Consider the following 18,235-nt stretch of genomic DNA (forward strand, 5'->3'; position numbering starts at 1 on the left):
ATTTTGCTTTATCTTAATGCCATGGATTAGTTATTCTTAAAGTTACATATGTATAGAGGAATTAATGAAGGGAGATATAATGAAAAAGCTGGGCGTATTGATTATAATTAGCATCTTATTTCTTTCGGTTTTGCCCGCAAATTCAAACTCTAATATAATAGATCCTTTCGAGATGAAAAAGATATTTGAACGATTCCCTAATGTTCAGGTCGTTCCGCTGGATAATGGCAATGCATGGGGGGTAATGCACGCCGATGTTTATGGAAAGATCTATCTTAAAAGAGCAACAGAGGGGGGTTGGAGAAGGGAATGGGAACTTACGAGCCTGGGTAGTAAAATAAGACGTTTCTTTGTTATTGATCTTGAAGGGGACGGGAAAGTCGAAATAGTTGTGGCTACGGCCGGCGGAAAGATTATTGTTTATGAAATGGAGAGTTATAATAGTATCTGGGAAAATATAGAAAGTGGTTTTAAGGAAATAAAAGCGATCGATATTGCCAATATCGATAAGGATAAACAATTTGAGATAGTGGTTTTAGCTGACAGCCATATATATATATTTGACGGGTTAAACAAGAACAGGGAATGGATGAGTGACAGAGAATTTGACGCCGAGAATTTACTTGTTGATAATGTCGACAGGGACCCGCAGTACGAGATAGTCTTAAACAGCGGTATTGTTATAGACGCGAAATTTCATAATATAGATTTAGAGTGGGGAAAATCGTTCGGTGAACGAATAATCGCATTTGACATGAATAATGACGGATACAAAGATATTATCGGAGAATTCAGCGATTATTCAATTAGAATTTTCGATGTTACAGCAAAGAGAGAAGTGTGGTAAATACCCGATAGTCCCAATAATTTGGGTTTACCTGATTAAAAACCTTGTAATTATTATGAGTCACATGGTATAATACGCGTTAATAAACCAGTACTATGATTATAACTGTAAGGAGGGGGGAAATGATAATGAAAAGACAATTCATACTGGGCTTAGCTTTACTTATATTATTTGCGGCGCCAAATGCCCAGACTACTACTATTCATGATAGCTTTGCTCTGGAAGGGTACGGTTCCTTTATGGACGATAATCCTACCTGGAGTGGAGACCTCACAGCTGGAACTCTTTCACCAGGCACATTCTGGTTAGAGATTGATGATTCAGGTTGGCCGGCTGATGATCCGGGAACACCTGAAAATGAAAGATGGGATTACATTTTCAGCAATTATTTTACGTACGATGATACAGAAGGAGCTGAATGCTGGGACGCCTTTTTCCCTAATACCGATCTCGGTGATTCGTGGATTGAATGGCGTTTTATGCTGGACAATGGAGATATAATAGGAGGTACAAGCGGGAGATTTATAGTTACTGTTCAGGATTTAAACGCGAATGGAATTATGGAAGACAGTGAATATCAGAATAAGGTTTGTTCGGGTACTCTAATCGCGTGGATCAATTTCGGTGCCGGAAGTTATTCGGGTTTCTGCGGCGATGGAAGTTTTTCCGGACAGTTGAACGTTACAGATCAATTAACAATGGAAGAAGAATTGTACGTTCCTTCTCCTTCATGGGCTACAGGGATGATGACTATGACAGATGAGGGTTGTTCTACTCCGACGGAGGAATCCTCCTGGGGGGCTATAAAGTCACTGTACAAGGAATAATTATGGTTTATGATTCTATGTTTTATTTTTTAGAGGGGAGTAAAATCTGATGAAGACAAATATAATAATAATTACATGCCTGCTCTTTGCGGCTACTCTATTGCCGGCGGGACTTTCGGCCCAGGCCTGGCCGGATTCACTTGATCTAGTATTTGGATTTGAAGGAATTGGGAATATGGTCACCATGTCACCTCCAGTATACTCAGGTGATATAACCGGCGGTTCTGCCGAATTATCAGGCGGTACATGGATGGTGGAGATAGATGATTCACAATGGCCGGATACTACCGATTATGAAACAAGATGGAATTATATCTTTGATAATTATTTCGAATACACCGGGACAGGATGGGAGGCTGTTTTTAATGGAACTAACCTTCCCGAAAAACCTCATTGGGAGATAAATACCTCAAACGGAAGCCTGTACGGCACACTTGTATTGTCAGTGGTAATGAGTGATTGTGATCTGGATGGAGTTCTTGATATAGAAGACAGACAAAGTGGAAGCTTCTCCGGAACTATGATGGTCATGAAATATGGAACTGGGTATTTCTCAAAATATTGCGGAGACGGCGCCTACAACGGTTCTTTCAGTAATTCAGATCCCGCGAATTTCGCTGATGATTTTGTCTGGGGTAACGGAGCTCTTTATTTGATTGATTGCTCAATCGGCACCGAGGAAATAACCTGGGGTGCTGTGAAATCAATGAACAGATAGGTTGATATATATTTCTTTTATCAGCCATTAAATTAAACCGATCGCTCATGTCGATTGAATGAATCTTGTGTTCTTTTCTTTCAATCAGCTGGATACTACCTGGGTTGGAATTTGATTGTTATCTTAAGCCACATTGCCTCAGGTTGACCGTTGACTAAACCGGGCGTAAAACGCATCTTTCTCGCGGCCTGAACAGCTTTCCTGTTAAAGCCCTCAGTAGATAATCCCTCCAATAATTCTACTTCCATTACTTTACCCTCTTTACTGACATAGAGATTGAGTATTACCTGTCCGTTGAAATCTTTATCTACACCTTCAGGATATTCAGGCCAGGGAATAAGGATAGGGCTTGGTTTAATTCTGGGATTAGTCTCCTTACCACTGCCGGGCTCATCCCCTTTATTTCCCTTTACAGCATTATTCAGCGAAAAATCAATAGGAGGAATATTATAGTCAAAAGCGGGAGTCTTTTCAGATTTCTTCTTGTCGATCTTAACTATAGGTTTTTTATCGGGGTTAGCCTCTTCATTATGATATGTATTGACGACTACAAAACGATCTTCTTCGAAGTATCTTTTTGAAGAAGAAGCTCCTCTACTTGATTTCCCTATATTTTTTCTTTCAAATACCTCAAGATATTCAGGCTGAAAAAAAGTAATAAAGAGGACGTGAGCGATTATTACAGTAAGAAGAATAATCAGCCAGCTTTTAAACCTTCTTCTCGGTCTCATGAATTTATATCGCTTTTTTTCAGTCATTGCTGTATTGTATAATATAATAAAGTAGAGATATCATTGTAATTGTAATCAAGGATAATATATACTTTCAACTGAAAGTCCGCAATGTTGCTTAGTTAAGGAATGGATGTATGGCAGGTATTTCGCGCGGTGATTTTACGGTCCCGAACTTTCTTACAGTTTTAAGGATAATGGCAGCTCTTTTTGCCGCTGTTTTATTTATTATGGAAAGGGAAGAGGGGATTGCTGCTTTAATGTGTATAGGAGCCGGTATTCTTGATTACTTTGATGGATGGTACGCGAGGAAATTTCATCAAAAATCAAAGCTTGGCGCTCATCTGGACCCCTTCGCTGATAAGGTTTTGATATCTGTAATATTTATTTTTATTGCCCTGGAGCTTCGCTGGCTGTGGTTTTCACTTTTCGTTTCTATAATTCTACTTAGAGAGCTGACTATTACTGCTTACCGAAGAATAATAAGAAAAAGATACGGAAGATTCATAAAAGCCAACATCTTTGGTAAAATTAAAACAACTGTGCAGTCCATTGTGGGCGACGCGATGTTGTTTTGCATTTTTGTTATTGGAGCGGATCCTTCAAGTCACAGTAAAGTGATATTTATTGCAATGTTGATTACACTTTTTGTTACAGTTGATTCAGGTTTCCGGTATATTCTTCCCAGCTGTCCGGACGGTAAGAAAAAATCGTTGACTGAAAGGATATATCAATGGATTCTTGGTTTAGGAGAGAGCAAGGTCTGAAAGTTAGATCTAATAGCTAGCGGGAGGTTATATTTTGGATTTTTATGAAACTGTGAAAAACAGGGTAAGCACAAGAAAGTACAAATCGGATCCGGTATCGGATGAAATTCTAAAGAGAATACTCGAAGCCGCCAGGCTCGCTCCATCGGGCAAGAACGGTCAGCCCTGGAGGTTTATAATTGTAAGAGATGATGAGGCTAGAAAGAAACTTGTTGAAGCCTGCAAAGGCCAAAGGTTCATATACGAAGCTCCCGTAACAGTCGTAGCCTGCGGTTATGAAAGCAAAGCTTATAATAAGATGGGAGGCTACTGGAACAGTCTGCCTGTCGATATCGGCATATCCTTAGAACACTTAATGCTTGCCGCTGAAGTTGAGGGTCTCGGAACATGCTGGATAGGGGCTTTTATAGAGGAAGATGTAAGAGACTTGCTTGATATACCTGAAGAAGTAAAAATTGTCGCGCTTACACCTCTTGGATATCCTGATTGCGAAAAAAGCTTTAACTCCAGAAAAAGCCTGGATGAAATTGTGATGTATGATAAGTGGCAGGATGAATAACTTAAATCCAGCTATTCACCATATATGAATATCTGATCAAAATGAGATTGTCAAATGACCGTTTGTTCTGTTATGTAATCTAATTGGTATTTTTTTTGCACCTATTCTGAATAACTACTGTAAAATCAAGTAAAACGAAAGATTCAAATGATTGATAAATCTGTTAAATCGGTTCCCGAAGGTTTACGCAAGCTCGAACAGTTTGTGTTTGGAATATCAGATCTTCTTTTTCAGGTCAGATTATATCCGCCCGGTCATGATTTCACCCAGAAACTATACAGAAAGATGCATCTGAATTTACAAGCCATTATTGGAAGAAGTCCCAATATAGTATTCAGAGTTATAGGTGGTTCAATATACTATATGAATTTCAGAATTGATGTTGAGAAAAGATATTGTAAAGGGATCAATTTATTCAGAGAAGCGATTGAAAAGATGTCGATCCGTGAGATTGAGATCAAAGCTGATATAGAGAAAGGAGAGATAAAGGCGTTCTTGGAAATCTGTCTAGCGGCTGTGGAAAGAGATAAATACGCGGATTTAGGCAGTAAATGGAGGGCCATACGCAATATTAAAATAAGAAACATAAATAAGAAGAGAGTCATTGTGCCTGATAAAACTGTATCATACGCCTATTTTGGAAAGATGGATGCGGATGACTGTAATACGGGAGTTGAGGTAAAGGGTAAGATAGGAGAAGTTCTAACTAAATTGAATAAATTGGAATCATCCCAGAGAAGGGTAGCAGGAAAGAAAGTATTGGAACTTATAAGCGAGTTCGACAAAGATTATTATGCTATTCTTCTACTTAAATCTCTTAAATCCTTCGATACTTACACATTTAATCATTCTGTGAATGTAGCTGTTATTTCAGCAGCGATTGCTTCGCGGGCAGGGTATTCTGAAGATGTGATCAGCACTATAGGACTCGCCGGTTTGCTGCACGATGTAGGGAAGCTGTGTATCCCAAGAGATATTCTTCACAAACCCGGAGGATTGACGCCTACAGAGTGGCTGTATGTGAAGAGGCATCCGGCTGAAGGAGCCAAAATATTAAGAGAAGAAGGCGGTTGTTCGTATGTTCAGAGGGTGGCTTATGAACATCACATCGGCTACAATATGAGCGGTTATCCAAATGTAGGGAAAAATCGGAAACTACTGGATGCTTCTTTCATAGTGCAAATAGCTGATACATATGACGCGCTAACCACTAAAAGGCCCTATAGAAAACAATTGAATCCCTTCGAGGCAGTTAGATCCATGCAGAATATGCGGGGAGAACAGTTCCATCCTCATTTTATGGATCTATTTATGACTGTACTTGGAAATTTGCCGATTGGAAAACTAGTCCAACTTGATAATGATGAGACGGCGGTTATTGTAGATACAGATGACGGTACCGGTAATTTCCCGAGCGTTCGAGTTATTAGGGATTCAAACGGATTTGAAGTAAGTAAAAATACTTTAATCGATTTAAACGAAAAAAACCCGAACACGGGAAAATACTCCCGATCGATAAAGAATGTCTTAGATACCCCTTTCAGGGATATAGATATAGGTAAATACACACATGGGAAAAAATCATATCAGCCTTAATATAAAAGGCTAAAAGATTTTTCGATGTGCGGAGTTGTCGAACAAATTATTTTCTATATCTTATTCGGTAATCCTATCTGTTCTATCCGGCCGAAGATAGAGCAGGTGAACGCAATATCTTCAAGGGTTGTATGGATGATCAATTCAATCGATTTTGATTTATGAACCGGGCTGCCTGATGTTCTGGCAATATAACTAGCGCCGTCGGTGGCAACGCACCAGCCCATAGGCGCGTATACGTCTTGTATAGATTCATCGGCATCGATTATTTTAACTCCGTAAATATCATCACCGTAAGAAGTTATGTTAATTTTTACTAAAAAATTACCATTTTCCATCGGAGTAACCGATTTATTTACCATATAGGGGCTGGAAAAGGCGGGGGGGCTGAGCAGAGTCCCCATACTCACAATTAGAAATACCGAAACCAAGAATTTAACATAGCGCAGATTCATGCTGTTTCTCCTGTCATAGGTGTAGTAGCAAGTTGATTTAGGTTCAGTGCATATACGTTTAGTAGTTTATGCACTTTTATTATACCATAAAACAGGTGGTTTTGTCGAGGGTGTATGAAATTGGGGAAACTACAATGAATTAAATATCAATTGAATAAAAATGAGGATTGATTTAATATAACTTTTTAAGGGTTTATTTAAAGTGAGATAATAAGGCGGGGTGTAGATAAATAAAACAGGCTATCTTTTAACTTAAGTTATTATAGAGTGTTTATTGGAGCAAACCGTGAAAAGTACTGTTTTAATCGTTGATGATGAAGTTCATCTGGTGAAAATTCTGCGTTTTACTCTCGAGCATGAAGGATACAATGTAATATCTGCTTTTGACGGCAGGGAAGCCGTTGACAAAATAGAATCGGAGAGGCCGGATATTATCATACTTGATCTTATGCTTCCCGGTATTGATGGCTACAAGGTATGCAATAAGGTAAAGGAGAACGAAGAGCTTAAGGAAATCCCAGTGATCATACTATCTGCGAGGAATTTTGAGAGTGAGAATATTGAAGAGAAGATTATGGCTGACGCGTTAATGAAAAAACCTTTTAATACTCAAGAGCTTTTAAAAGTTATAGATGACCTTATCCATTAATATGGAATTAATTCCGCTGGAGCTATCTGTTAACTGGATATTTTATTAGGGTTGCAGTAATGTCCTGTCTGATTTATTCTAGCTGGCCCCGCCTTGTTTTCTTTTAACTTCCTTTTTTCCTCTGAGGTAATTTCTTTTACGGTTGATTAAATTATTTATAGAAGTTTCAAGATTAATATAATCTTTAGACTCAAGGTATCCGTTTATCTCTTCAAGCTTCTCCAGTTCTCCTGATTCCCTCTCTTCTATCTTCGACAGCATAGATCTGAAGGAAGATTCAGTTCCCCTGAAAGGGCCTTTCGTGTTCAAATCACTTTTACTTGGGAGAGGGCCGTCGGCAATTTCTGTCATCTTTCTCCGAATTAGAATCAGGGTATTGAAGAACCTTGCCATTGTAATACGATTAAAAATGTAGAGAGAAAGGAGAATAATTCCTATCACACCGAAGGTATTGAAGAGAAGAAGGTTTTTGAGTTTTGAAACGATTGGTAAAAGTTCGGGCACCTGCCTTGCCATTGCGGATCCTGTTGCTATAAAAGCGAAATAAAAGGAAACCCCGAAAGCCACGGCAACAACGACAGTACTTGATGTAATCAAGAGAAGCACTCTCTTTTTAAGTTCCCCCACAGTTTCATCCGCAAATTCTTTGTCTGATTTTGAGCTTTGATATCCAGTCATGGCAGTTTTCCCTTCATTAACATGAGATTACGATATAGGCGCATTAAACATTTATAACAATAATTGTGCCATTATTTCTATGATTTGTGGTTTTGGAAGAAATCAAGGGCGGATTCAAATTCTTCAGTGTCTATAACAGTGTTTTTGCATGGGCCTTCAGGACGTTTGTTTGGTATGCCTATAACCGGAATTTTCGGAGCTATTTCCCGAATTCCTGATAGCAAGTCTCTTTCACAAGCTACAGCGACAATTGCCCTGGGAGATGTATCCGCGACCTGCTTCCTGGCAATGTTTCCTCCGGGAGCAATTTGATAAACTACATCCTGGAATTTCCCGCATATTCTCTTGATCTCTTTCAGCAGATCTTTTTGCAGACACCTCGGCAGCAGAGCGAGAACCGGGCCTTCTTTTCGCGGAAGGTTAACGAGACTGTTATTTACCAGGATGAAGGAATGGCTTATTCTGTCTCTCGATATACCGAAAAGAGCCGCAAGTTTAGAAACATAAGGAAGAAGGAAGAAAAAGAGTTTACTATTATCAAGGCAAGCCTTTACGTAAAATCTTTTGAGGAAAATATTCAATAACAAGAAGATATACCATAAGAAAAGCGCTGCCCCAGCTGCTAATATCGATATTATAAGGATAGTTACCCAGAGTTTGCCAAAGAGTTCAAATCGGGGCAGTGTGAGGTAAAGAAAAAGGAGACCCAGAATTATCAAACCGAAAAGCACTGCCAGTGATAAAAGTAGAAAGGTCTTCCTGCTCTCTTTAATTTCTGTTTCTAGAATTTCGCCCTGCCAGTTAATCCATTCATCTCCGAGCATTCGTTTTTTTTTATCAGGGGCAGCTTTTGATTTATCTTTATCAGGCATTTTGGCAATTAACTAAGAGAATGAAAGTTCATTTATACTTTTATCGAATACATCTTTGAATTTACATGAAGAGAGTTTAATATTCAATAATAATCATACTGCGGTCTTTTAAGCTTAAGAAAGAGTCGAGGTTATTTTGCGAAAGGAAAATATAAGGACAAAATTTGTTCTGCTGATCGGGATTATTTCAATTTCCTTCGCGGCCACATTTGTAAAGCTGGCTGACGCTCCATCTTCCGTAATTGCCTCTTTAAGGCTCTTATTTTCATCTGTTATACTTATTCCGTGCATATTTTTCTCGAGCAGTTTAAGGGCTGAATTCAGGAAATTCTCCTCTAAGGATATTTTATTATTATTATTGTCCGGCTTTTTCCTTTCCCTGCATTTCCTTTTGTGGATAACTTCTCTATATTTTACGGGTATAACTAATAGCGTTGTTCTAGTTACAACTTCACCTATATTCATTACACTTTTTTCGTCTTTTGTTTTCAAGGATGTAATTAGCAGGAGTTTTTGGGTCGGTTTGATCTTGGCTCTGGCAGGTTGCCTTGTACTTGGCGGGAACGATATAATAGGCAGTATTGAAATGTTGAAGGGTGACATGCTGGCTATATCAGGCGCGATATCGATCGCCGGATATTTTATTGTGGGGAGCATTTTGAGAAAGAAAATGTCTCTTCTTGCCTATATAATTCCAGTTTATATAACAGCTGCTGCATTTCTTACAATTACGTTACCCCTTTCAGGAAATTCACTGAGCGGATATTCCCCTGAGACTTATTTCTATTGTTTATTGATGGCGGTAATTTGTCAGATAGTAGGACATTCTTCATTCAATTGGGCTTTAAAGAGGTTAAAAGCGTCTATGGCCACAATGGCAATTATCGGCGAGCCTGTGGGGGCAGCTCTTCTGGCATTCTTGATTCTCGGGGATATACCTTCTATAATGACGGTCCTCGGCAGCCTTGTAATACTGACCGGCATATCGATTATTCTTCTCAATAACCCTATAAGGCCGGAGGCTTCAGATATTAAATCTGAATCTTAATTCGGCAGAGAAACTAGTTGATCAATAAGATAATAGAATATCAGGCGGAAAGTTTATTTCAGTTCATTGATTAAATCCTTAGCCATAATAATATATTTTTCATCACCATCCCAATTCTCAATAAACTTATTGAATGTTTTCTCCGCAAGCTTATTGTTGCCGGTTTTCATGTAAGCTCGGCCAAGATAATAAAGAAATCTGCCCGGACTATCCATTCTACTCACGGCGACTTCAAATTTTTTAAGGGCTTTCTCGTTTCTGCCGCTTTTCAAAAGTAAGATTCCGAAATTGCCTAAGATCTCATTGTTGTCTGGAGCTAAATTTTGGGCTTTAGAATATGCCTTTATCGCTTCAGCCCACCTAGACATTGCTCCGTAAACTTCTCCCATCCCCGCCCAGGCAGAGCTTTCCTTCTTATCTTTAAAGATAGACAGGTTGAAATAGTTTTTCGCGTCATTATAACGTTTCAGTTTTAGGGCTGATTTTCCAAGGTAAAGAAACATTTCAGAGTTTGTTTCTCCAATGTATCTTGCTTCAGAAAGTGTTTCTATGGCTTCCCTATACATCTGTCTTTTATACATGATTTTTCCAAGTAAAGTGAGTAAATCGATATTGTCGCTGTTGCGAAATTGTATTATTTGCATGTATGCCTGTTCATATTGGCCTTCGCGAAATAGAACGTCGGCAAAAAGGATATTTGCTTTTATATTACCGGGGGAAAGTCCCAAGGCAAGAGAAGCGTATTTTTCCGCTGTATTTATATTGTTATTGGAGAGAGCACATTCTGCAATGCCGAGATACGGCGGCAAATAATTGGTTTTTAATCTAATGCTGAATTTGTAGCTGGCTTTTGCCTCTATGCACTTATTCTGGCTTTGGAGTGAAAGTCCGAGTTTATAATGTGATATATGATCATTCCTGTCCAAATCGAGTGTCTTTCGAAAGTTCTTTTCGGCTTCTATAAAATTATGAGTCGCGAGGTACGCGTTTCCGAGGTTGAAATATATATCCGGGTCGTTCTTTCGATACTTCAGGGATTTATTCCATAGAAAAATCGCTTTTTCCATTTTATTATCAGCCGCCGCGTTTACGCCTTGATTGTAATAATTAACAGCTTTGTCCGAACATGAAAAAAAGATCGCGATGATTAATAAATGGATTGAAAATCGTAACGCGGATTTCATCATAACCCCCTTTTAAATATTCACCTCTTTTCTGATTATAAACAAAAACAATTGGGAATGCACTCAATTATTCTTATATCCATTCTTTAAATAATTTCTGATTATTGGAGGGAATCCCTTATCGGCTTTGATATTTAGAGTAGGTCAAGTTTTCTGTTGACTTCAATCAAGATTGTGGCTTAACCTGAATATTCATGATTGAATATCCAGTTAGAATATGCTTTGTTGACGGCAGCAAACATATTGTCATGAAAAGTTAGTTTTCTCAATTCAATTTGTTTTTGATTAAGTTAATGGAAAGAAGGTGATTGGAATGAAGGTTCAGGTAGGCGACAAAGAATACTCCTGGTCTGGCGGAAAGATAAGAAATATTATCGCAGCTGTTATAGTGATTATTCTTGTTGCGTCCGGGTTTTATTCTATAGACGCTGATGAAACCGGGGTTGTAATGAGATTCGGAAAATTTGTTCGCCAAACACAACCGGGGCTTCATATTAAAATTCCTCTCGGTGTTGAGTCAGTAACGAAAATTAAGGTAAAAAAAGTTTTCAAACAGGAGTTTGGGTTCAGAACTCTTCAGGCATCCGTTCGTACGAGATACAGTTCAAGGACTTATACGGACGAATCTATTATGCTTACAGGAGATCTAAATGTCGCTGAAGTTGAATGGATCGTTCAATACAGGATTGAGGATGCTTACAATTACATTTTTAAGATCAAGGATACAGAAGAGACATTGAGAACGATGTCAGAAGCTGTTACCAGAAAAGTGGTGGGCGACAGAACTGTAACCGGGGTGCTTACAAAGGAAAGAGTTGAGATAGCCCAGGAAGTACAGGATGAACTTCAGGGTCTGCTGGATTATTTTGAAGCGGGAATTCATATCGTCACTGTCAAGTTTCAGGATGTCAACCCCCCTGAACCTGTAAGACCGGCTTTCAACGATGTGAACAGCGCCAAACAGGATAAATCGAAAATGATCAATCAAGGCTGGGAGTCATATAACAACAGGATACCTCGAGCGAAGGGAGAAGCAGAGCAGCTCATCTCAGAAGCCAAGGGGTATGCTCTTAAAAGAGTAAACAGGGCCAAAGGGGATGTCGCTCTTTTCAACAATGTTTATCGTGAATACAGGAAAGCGCCCAGTGTTACAAGACGCCGTCTTTATCTTGAGGCGATGAACGAAGTTCTTCCCAAAGTTGAACAGATATTTATTATCGATGAAGAACAGGAAGGAATCTTGCCCCATCTAGATCTGGGAGGAAATATCAAAGGAGGTGAAGGGCGATGAAAAAGAATACAATTATTTTAACAGTCATAGCAGCCATAGTTGTTCTCATCATCCTCAACAGCACGCTTTACACGGTAAATGAATTTGAACAAGGTATTATTACACAGTTCGGTGACCCGGTAGGAGGAGCGATCACTGAATCCGGATTGCACATGAAGACACCGTTTATTCAGAAGTTCCACAGGTTTGAGAAGAGGATTTTGATTTGGGATGGTGACGAAAACCAGATTCCAACATCAGACAAAAAGTATATTCGGCTTAATACAACAGCCAGATGGAAGATTGTCGATCCGTTAAAGTTCTATCAGTCTGTGGGGAATGAAAGGGGTGTGCAATCCAGGCTTGACGATATAATCGATTCAGCTGCGAGGGATGTAGTTTCAGCCCATAATTTATTTGAAATTGTAAGGAATTCTAACAAAGTGTTAGATAGACAGGAAGAAAACTTGATAGCTCAGACCAGTAAGTTGGAGAGGGTATCTCTCGGAAGAGACAGCCTCAAAGTGATGATGATGGAGAAGGCATCCGAACTTGTTCCTCAATATGGTATTGAATTGATCGATGTTCAGATCAAGAGGCTTAATTATGTTCAGGAAGTGCGTCAGAAAGTATATGAAAGGATGATTTCCGAAAGGCAGAAGATAGCCGCCATGTACCGTTCAGAGGGTAAGGGTGAAAAAGCCTCTATTGACGGACAACGAGAAAGGGAATTACAACGTATTCAGTCGGAAGCCTATAAGGAAGCTCAAGATATCAAGGGTAAAGCGGACGCCGAGGCTACAAAGATTTATGCCGAATCTTACGGTAAGAACCCTGAATTCTATTCTTTTCTCAAAACACTTGAAATTTACAGAAACACCATAGGTGAGAATTCCAGGGCTATTCTTACAACTAATAGTGACATCTACAAATACCTGAAGAAGAGCAGAGTGAGATAAAATTTGTTTTAAATAAAGAACTTTTTCAGTCTATCCGTTTGATATTGATATACACCGTCGCGTAAGGCAGTCGGTGTATATCAATATTGTAGAGGGTCTCTGATTTATGGGATATAATTTTTTACCCGCCGCGCAAAGAATTTAAACAAATATTTATCGCAATATAGGTCTGTTTTTTATAGATTATAATAGCCGTTAATATGAAAGAGACCTGAAAATGGGAGAATGGATGCGAAAAACGAATAAGAGGTTCTGTATGAAGATACAATATTTAATATCTGTTTTCCTGATCGTTTCTTTCTTGCCAAGCGCTTTTCTCTATGCCTCGGACAGTTCTGATCTTGACTGGTATACGATCGAAACAGAGCATTTCGAAATACATTACCATAAGGGAGAAGAACAAAGCGCCGCCAGAGTGGCATTGATAGCGGAAGAGATTTACGACCCAATTACTGATTATTATGATTATAAAATCGACAAAGTTCATATTAATCTGAAAGACATATCTGACAGACCCGGAGGGGCGGCCTATTATTATCAGAATAGGATAAGTATAGATGTTTCAGAGTTTGAGTTTACTTTGAGGGGAACGGCAAACTGGCTCAGAAATGTTACTACGCATGAATTTACACACATGGTATCGATTCAGAAGAGTATGAAAATGCCCAGAAGCGTCCCTTCCGTATATTTCCAGGTCGTTAATTTTGAGAATGAAAAGAGGCCGGATGTTATTACCGGATATCCGAATTTATTCATTAATCTTCCATTTGCCGGTGAAGTTTTGCCAAATTGGTTCGCCGAGGGGGTCGCTCAGTCTCAAGTTACTCTTGCCCGTAATGATATCTGGGATTCTCACAGGGATATGATTTTAAGGGTAGCAGCTCTTAATGACCAGCTTCTAACTATCGATGAAATGGGAGTCTTCGGAAAGAATTCTCTTAATTCCGAATTACTTTACAATCAGGGATTCTCGCTCGTCAATTTTATCGCCGGGAAATACGGAAGAGGGAAAATTCACGAATTAACAGAAGAGCAGTCCCGAATTTACAGAATGACATTTGACGGAGCGTGTAGAAGTGTGCTTGGAATATCGGAGGATAAGCTATACGAAATGTGGGAGAGAGATATTATAAAGAAGTACACAAACGTAAAAAATGAAATTGATAGAACCGGAAGCGAAGGAGAGCAAATAGCCGGCGAAGGATTTCTTAATATGTATCCAGTCTCGGATAATAACGGCGGTGTATATTTTCTTTCCAACATGGGGCGTGATTATTCAAGCTTGGATCTTGTACATATGGATCAGTCAGGTGATATTTCTGTGATAACAGAGGGAGTTACATCCAGATTTTCCATGTCAGGTAGCGGTAAACGACTATCTTATTCAAAGATGACATCAGATAATGATAAGGGTTATGAGTATAATGATCTTTTTATTTACAATATAGAAACATCCAGCGAAACAAGAGTTACAAAATCATTAAGAACAACAGATCCGGAATGGTCTCCGGATGATAAATATATAGCTGCCGTCCTGACCTCGGATTGCTCAGAGAATATAGGGGTTTTCGATGTTGAAAAAGGAGAAGCCAGAGAATTATTTCCCGCAGCTGCAGGTGTGCAGTACTACGATCTGTCATGGGGCAAGAATGGGATATTGGCTTCAAGATTCGACTGTGCCAGCAGGGATATAGTATTGTTCGATCCCGAAAATGGAAGGATGGAAGAAATTGTCGAAAGCTTAGCTGATGAGAGGGATCCTGTGTGGGACAGGAAGGATGAAGGGTTTTTCTATTCGAGTGACAGAACAGGGATATTTAATATTTACTATCATAGCGGCGGGGAATGCCCGGATAAACTTGTAACCAGTGTTCTTGGTGGAGCGTTCGCGCCCGCTGTGGCGGGAGATGCTATTATATACCACAGTTATGAGAAGGAAGGCTATAAGATAAGTAAGATTACGGATTGGAAATCTTCTGATATAAACCGAGGAGAATGCCTCGTGGATTCAACACTTATAAACAATAGAAAAAGGTTTATATCTGACAGAGAGAAGAAAGATCGTGATAAATTTGCTGAACGAAGAAAAGATATATTAGATATCATTGAGACAAACAAAAATACCGGATCTACTTTTGGAACTGAGTACACTCAGCTTTATTTATTCCCGCGTATTATGATTTATGAGAAGAAACCCAGAATTGGGCTCACGTTACAGTATAACGATATTCTTGACAGGCAGTCTCTGCTGGCTTCTGGCTCTATTAATGGAGATGGTGAATACGATCTGGCGCTGGGATTTGAACTCCGGACAAGACGCCTTTTCCCTACCTTTCGCTTTGAATTATACAGAAGCAGGAAATATTACAATTATTTTAATCCCAATGAAGGCGGTAATGTGGATGTCAGGTACGATCTCTGGGATGCCTTTTTTACATTGAGTTATGAGTTGTCAGAGACAACCCTTTTTAACAGGAATGAACTTATGCTCCGTTATAATTACGGTGAGTACGGACTGAATATAAATGCCTGGGGAAAGTATTCATATGAAATGGGCTGGGCTTATTATAAGGGAAGCGAGATTTCTCTGCTCTTCTCTTTTTCAGATATAAAACCGGCTGTGAACGCCGAAATTAATCCAAGAAAGGGAAGGAAATTACTGGTTGAAGCTACAATGGCTTATGATAAACTCTTCGCGGGTGAATTCGACTATATGTTCATGCCTGATTATGCTGATAATAATTTCGGAAGGTATATTCTGACTTATGAAGAATTTTTGCCTGTCCCGCTTTTTGAAAGCGCGATTTCTTTCTATGCGAAAACAGGCGCGGTAGACAACAATGTTGATGATTTTTTTGACCTTTACCTTGGAAGCAGAGACGGACTCAGAGGATATTCATATTACAGTATTGGCGGAAAAAAGATGGCGATGGGAAGGATTACATACCGTTTTCCGTTGATCAGAAATATTAACAGACAATTCTTCTTTACATACCTCGGATCTATTTACGGGGGAGTTTTCGCGGAAGCGGGTAAAGCTTGGAACGATGATAAGGTGAATTTAGATGATTACAAAACTGACGCGGGCGTTGAATTGAGAGTAAAGGGCTTTAATTTCTATAATTATCCTCTCGCCGCTTCATTCGAGGCCGCTTATGGGTTTGATGATATTAAATACCAGGATCCATTCACAGAAACTGTCACATTTTACGAGGGTAATTCCTGGAAGTTTTACGGTTCTATCTCTTACGGTTTCTAGGAGGAGTTATTAAAGATTATGGAAGTTAAAATCGCGGGGTACAATATTGATTCTACTCTTATAGATGATGCCAGCGGCAGAAGCGATTCTTTTACTCCGGAGATTATTTCAGCGTCTTACGCGAGGATAAGCCGGGACCCGAGAAATATAAACCTGCTAAGAAGAGAAGCCAGAGAAGCTGTCAAGAAAGCAAGGGCTTCAAATGAAAAGATCGTTTTTGGACTCGGACACTCTTCTGTCGCGGAACACGCGGTTTTTAATTTCGATATTATGGATATATCCCGTCTTGCCGTTGAACAACTCGAGAGCTTCAGGCTTGCCTCTTTCACGGAAAAATCTCAACGCTATATTAAGATTAGAAAGGATATTTTTATTCCTGAAGAGATTAAAGCCTGCGGACTGGAGGAACAATTCAAAGAAGTTATGGTATACCTTTCTGATAAATATGATCAGTTATATTCTAAGATGCTAGGGAACGGAGTAAATAAATATGTTGCCAGAGAAGATGCGAGATACTTGCTGCCGCTTGCCGTAAAAACCCAACTTGGAATGACGGTAAACGCCAGAGAACTTGAATATATGATAAGCAGGCTTGCTTCTCACAAGCTTTCGGAATTAAATGAACTTGCTGAAAAGCTATGTGATATAGCCAAAAAAATCGCTCCATCTCTGGTACGCTATCCCGAAGCAGTCGATTATTTTTCAAACAAATTCAGAACCAGAAGTAATATTGAGGAAAATTCAAGGGGTTTCTCCCGCAGCGGCCTGGAGGAAGTCAAGCTGATTTCTGACACTAAGGACTGCGACAATATTCTTGTCGCGGCGCTGCTTTTTTCTTCGACTGATATTGGAGCCTCAGAAGCCAGAAAAAAGGCTGCGGGCATGAGTGAAGAAGAGCAAGCCTTCATTATCAAGAGTACGATGGAAAATATGCAGCCTCATGATTCTGTCTGGCGAGAATTCGAGCATGTACATCTGTTGTTTGAGGTTATTGTTTCAGCATCGTGTTTCGCTCAGCTCAAGAGGCATAGGATGGCCACTGTTACCCCGCAACCTTATTGCAGATCACTTGGTGTAAAGATCCCTGAATCGGTTAAGAGATCCGGTGCTTCAGAAGAATTCATGAAAGCTGCAGAAATGTCCGGTGAGCTCTACGATAGAATAAAAGATAAGATGACTTTTGCGGCGGATTACGCTTCTCTCAACTCCAGCAGACGAAGGGTTCTTTTTGATGTAAACCTGCGAGAGCTCTATAATTTCTCGAGATTGAGGAGTGACAAGCACGCGCAGTGGGAGATCAGAGCACTGTCTGAGAAAATGTGCGAAATATCTAAAAGAGGGCTAAAAGCCGGCGGCATGCTTCTAGGCGGCAAAGACGATTTCTCTGATATGATGAAAAAGCTGTACTGATAAGTTCTGGTGACTGTGGATTACTGAGAGGGGCAGGGCATATATATAATGAGAGATTCACGGTCTCTTGCAGAAATAATAAAGGGATGTCCGCCCAACACAGAAATCAGGACATTCCCCGAGAATCAGGGCAATATTTTAGTAACGGCATAACTATCGAGTAATTACCCATATTGATAAGTGGAATTGATGTTTAGTTTCTATCCGGCTATTGGTATTGTCAAAAACGCCGTCTATTTCCCCTGCGAGGAAATAGCGCCTCCCGCTCTCAGGCTCGCTCTTCCCCATTTCCTTGTGGAAATCAAGAATCCATGCCCGCTCGTCTTCCGAGAGGGTTTTGAAATACCAATAGCCGGATATACAAAGGAATGTTAAAAATTGGGGAACCTCCACATACGGAAATAGC

The 18,235-nt window shown here is 39.6% G+C and carries 19 protein-coding genes; 13 read left to right on the top strand and 6 right to left on the bottom strand.

Translation table 11 applies throughout. The features are described from left to right. The first annotated feature begins 79 nt into the window (after positions 1–79). From U5O15_03920 to U5O15_03930, 3 genes are all read left to right on the top strand, one after another. Positions 80–847 (top strand): hypothetical protein, encoded by a 768-nt coding sequence (locus U5O15_03920; protein ID MDZ7859806.1) that lies wholly within the window; start codon positions 80–82, stop codon positions 845–847. A gap of 122 nt (positions 848–969) precedes the next feature. Beyond that, a complete protein-coding gene (locus U5O15_03925; protein MDZ7859807.1) occupies positions 970–1,674 on the top strand; it encodes a hypothetical protein in 705 nt (234 codons plus the stop codon). A gap of 49 nt (positions 1,675–1,723) precedes the next feature. Further along, the gene (locus U5O15_03930) at positions 1,724–2,392 is read left to right on the top strand and encodes a hypothetical protein (protein MDZ7859808.1); all 669 of its coding nucleotides are present in this window, start codon (positions 1,724–1,726) and stop codon (positions 2,390–2,392) included. Positions 2,393–2,487: 95 nt separating this feature from the next. Here U5O15_03930 and U5O15_03935 read toward each other — a convergent pair whose 3' ends face one another. Further along, on the bottom strand, positions 2,488–3,123 hold the full coding sequence (locus U5O15_03935; GenBank protein MDZ7859809.1) for a TonB family protein: 636 nt from the start codon (positions 3,121–3,123) through the stop codon (positions 2,488–2,490). 137 nt (positions 3,124–3,260) lie between these two features. Between U5O15_03935 and U5O15_03940 the strand changes: the two genes are divergently transcribed. The 3 genes from U5O15_03940 (at position 3,261) to U5O15_03950 (ending at position 6,045) form a co-directional block, all read left to right on the top strand. Then, positions 3,261–3,890: a CDP-alcohol phosphatidyltransferase family protein gene (locus tag U5O15_03940; GenBank protein ID MDZ7859810.1), complete on the top strand. Its 630-nt coding sequence runs from the start codon at positions 3,261–3,263 to the stop codon at positions 3,888–3,890. 34 nt (positions 3,891–3,924) lie between these two features. Continuing rightward, complete coding sequence (locus U5O15_03945; protein ID MDZ7859811.1) at positions 3,925–4,449, top strand: nitroreductase family protein; 525 nt, start codon at positions 3,925–3,927, stop codon at positions 4,447–4,449. Positions 4,450–4,596: 147 nt separating this feature from the next. Next, positions 4,597–6,045 carry an HD domain-containing protein gene (locus U5O15_03950; protein MDZ7859812.1) on the top strand — a complete coding sequence of 483 codons (1,449 nt, stop codon included), beginning with the start codon at positions 4,597–4,599 and terminating at the stop codon, positions 6,043–6,045. Positions 6,046–6,098: 53 nt separating this feature from the next. Here U5O15_03950 and U5O15_03955 read toward each other — a convergent pair whose 3' ends face one another. Next, positions 6,099–6,500, bottom strand: a complete 402-nt coding sequence (locus U5O15_03955) for a hypothetical protein (protein ID MDZ7859813.1) — start codon at positions 6,498–6,500, stop codon at positions 6,099–6,101. A 286-nt stretch (positions 6,501–6,786) separates the two neighbouring features. Here U5O15_03955 and U5O15_03960 point away from each other — a divergent pair, with 286 nt between their 5' ends. Then, positions 6,787–7,149, top strand: a complete 363-nt coding sequence (locus U5O15_03960; protein ID MDZ7859814.1) for a response regulator — start codon at positions 6,787–6,789, stop codon at positions 7,147–7,149. Between the two features lie 78 nt (positions 7,150–7,227). On the opposite strand, the gene U5O15_03965 is transcribed toward U5O15_03960, so the two are convergent. The 3 genes from U5O15_03965 to U5O15_03975 form a co-directional block, all read right to left on the bottom strand. Then, the gene (locus U5O15_03965) at positions 7,228–7,827 is read right to left on the bottom strand and encodes a hypothetical protein (protein MDZ7859815.1); all 600 of its coding nucleotides are present in this window, start codon (positions 7,825–7,827) and stop codon (positions 7,228–7,230) included. 77 nt (positions 7,828–7,904) lie between these two features. Further along, entirely contained in the window at positions 7,905–8,699 is a 795-nt protein-coding gene (locus U5O15_03970) for a DUF116 domain-containing protein (GenBank protein MDZ7859816.1), read from the bottom strand. Positions 8,700–8,813: 114 nt separating this feature from the next. Continuing rightward, positions 8,814–9,164 (bottom strand): hypothetical protein, encoded by a 351-nt coding sequence (locus U5O15_03975; GenBank protein MDZ7859817.1) that lies wholly within the window; start codon positions 9,162–9,164, stop codon positions 8,814–8,816. A gap of 58 nt (positions 9,165–9,222) precedes the next feature. Here U5O15_03975 and U5O15_03980 point away from each other — a divergent pair, with 58 nt between their 5' ends. After that, positions 9,223–9,747, top strand: a complete 525-nt coding sequence (locus U5O15_03980; GenBank protein ID MDZ7859818.1) for a DMT family transporter — start codon at positions 9,223–9,225, stop codon at positions 9,745–9,747. A gap of 53 nt (positions 9,748–9,800) precedes the next feature. On the opposite strand, the gene U5O15_03985 is transcribed toward U5O15_03980, so the two are convergent. Next, positions 9,801–10,931 (bottom strand): tetratricopeptide repeat protein, encoded by a 1,131-nt coding sequence (locus U5O15_03985; GenBank protein ID MDZ7859819.1) that lies wholly within the window; start codon positions 10,929–10,931, stop codon positions 9,801–9,803. A gap of 313 nt (positions 10,932–11,244) precedes the next feature. Between U5O15_03985 and hflK the strand changes: the two genes are divergently transcribed. From hflK to U5O15_04010, 5 genes are all read left to right on the top strand, one after another. Then, on the top strand, positions 11,245–12,222 hold the full coding sequence (gene hflK, locus U5O15_03990; GenBank protein MDZ7859820.1) for an FtsH protease activity modulator HflK: 978 nt from the start codon (positions 11,245–11,247) through the stop codon (positions 12,220–12,222). Beyond that, on the top strand, positions 12,219–13,160 hold the full coding sequence (hflC, locus tag U5O15_03995) for a protease modulator HflC (protein ID MDZ7859821.1): 942 nt from the start codon (positions 12,219–12,221) through the stop codon (positions 13,158–13,160). Before hflK ends, hflC begins: the two co-directional genes overlap by 4 nt. A gap of 256 nt (positions 13,161–13,416) precedes the next feature. Beyond that, entirely contained in the window at positions 13,417–16,419 is a 3,003-nt protein-coding gene (locus tag U5O15_04000) for a hypothetical protein (GenBank protein MDZ7859822.1), read from the top strand. Between the two features lie 18 nt (positions 16,420–16,437). Then, positions 16,438–17,829 (top strand): FAD-dependent thymidylate synthase, encoded by a 1,392-nt coding sequence (gene thyX / locus U5O15_04005; protein ID MDZ7859823.1) that lies wholly within the window; start codon positions 16,438–16,440, stop codon positions 17,827–17,829. Positions 17,830–18,009: 180 nt separating this feature from the next. After that, positions 18,010–18,204: a hypothetical protein gene (locus U5O15_04010; GenBank protein ID MDZ7859824.1), complete on the top strand. Its 195-nt coding sequence runs from the start codon at positions 18,010–18,012 to the stop codon at positions 18,202–18,204. Positions 18,205–18,235: the final 31 nt, after the last annotated feature.

It is taken from the genome of Candidatus Krumholzibacteriota bacterium (genome assembly GCA_034520215.1).
Taxonomy (GTDB): Bacteria; Krumholzibacteriota; Krumholzibacteriia; order Krumholzibacteriales; family WJIX01; genus JAGHBT01.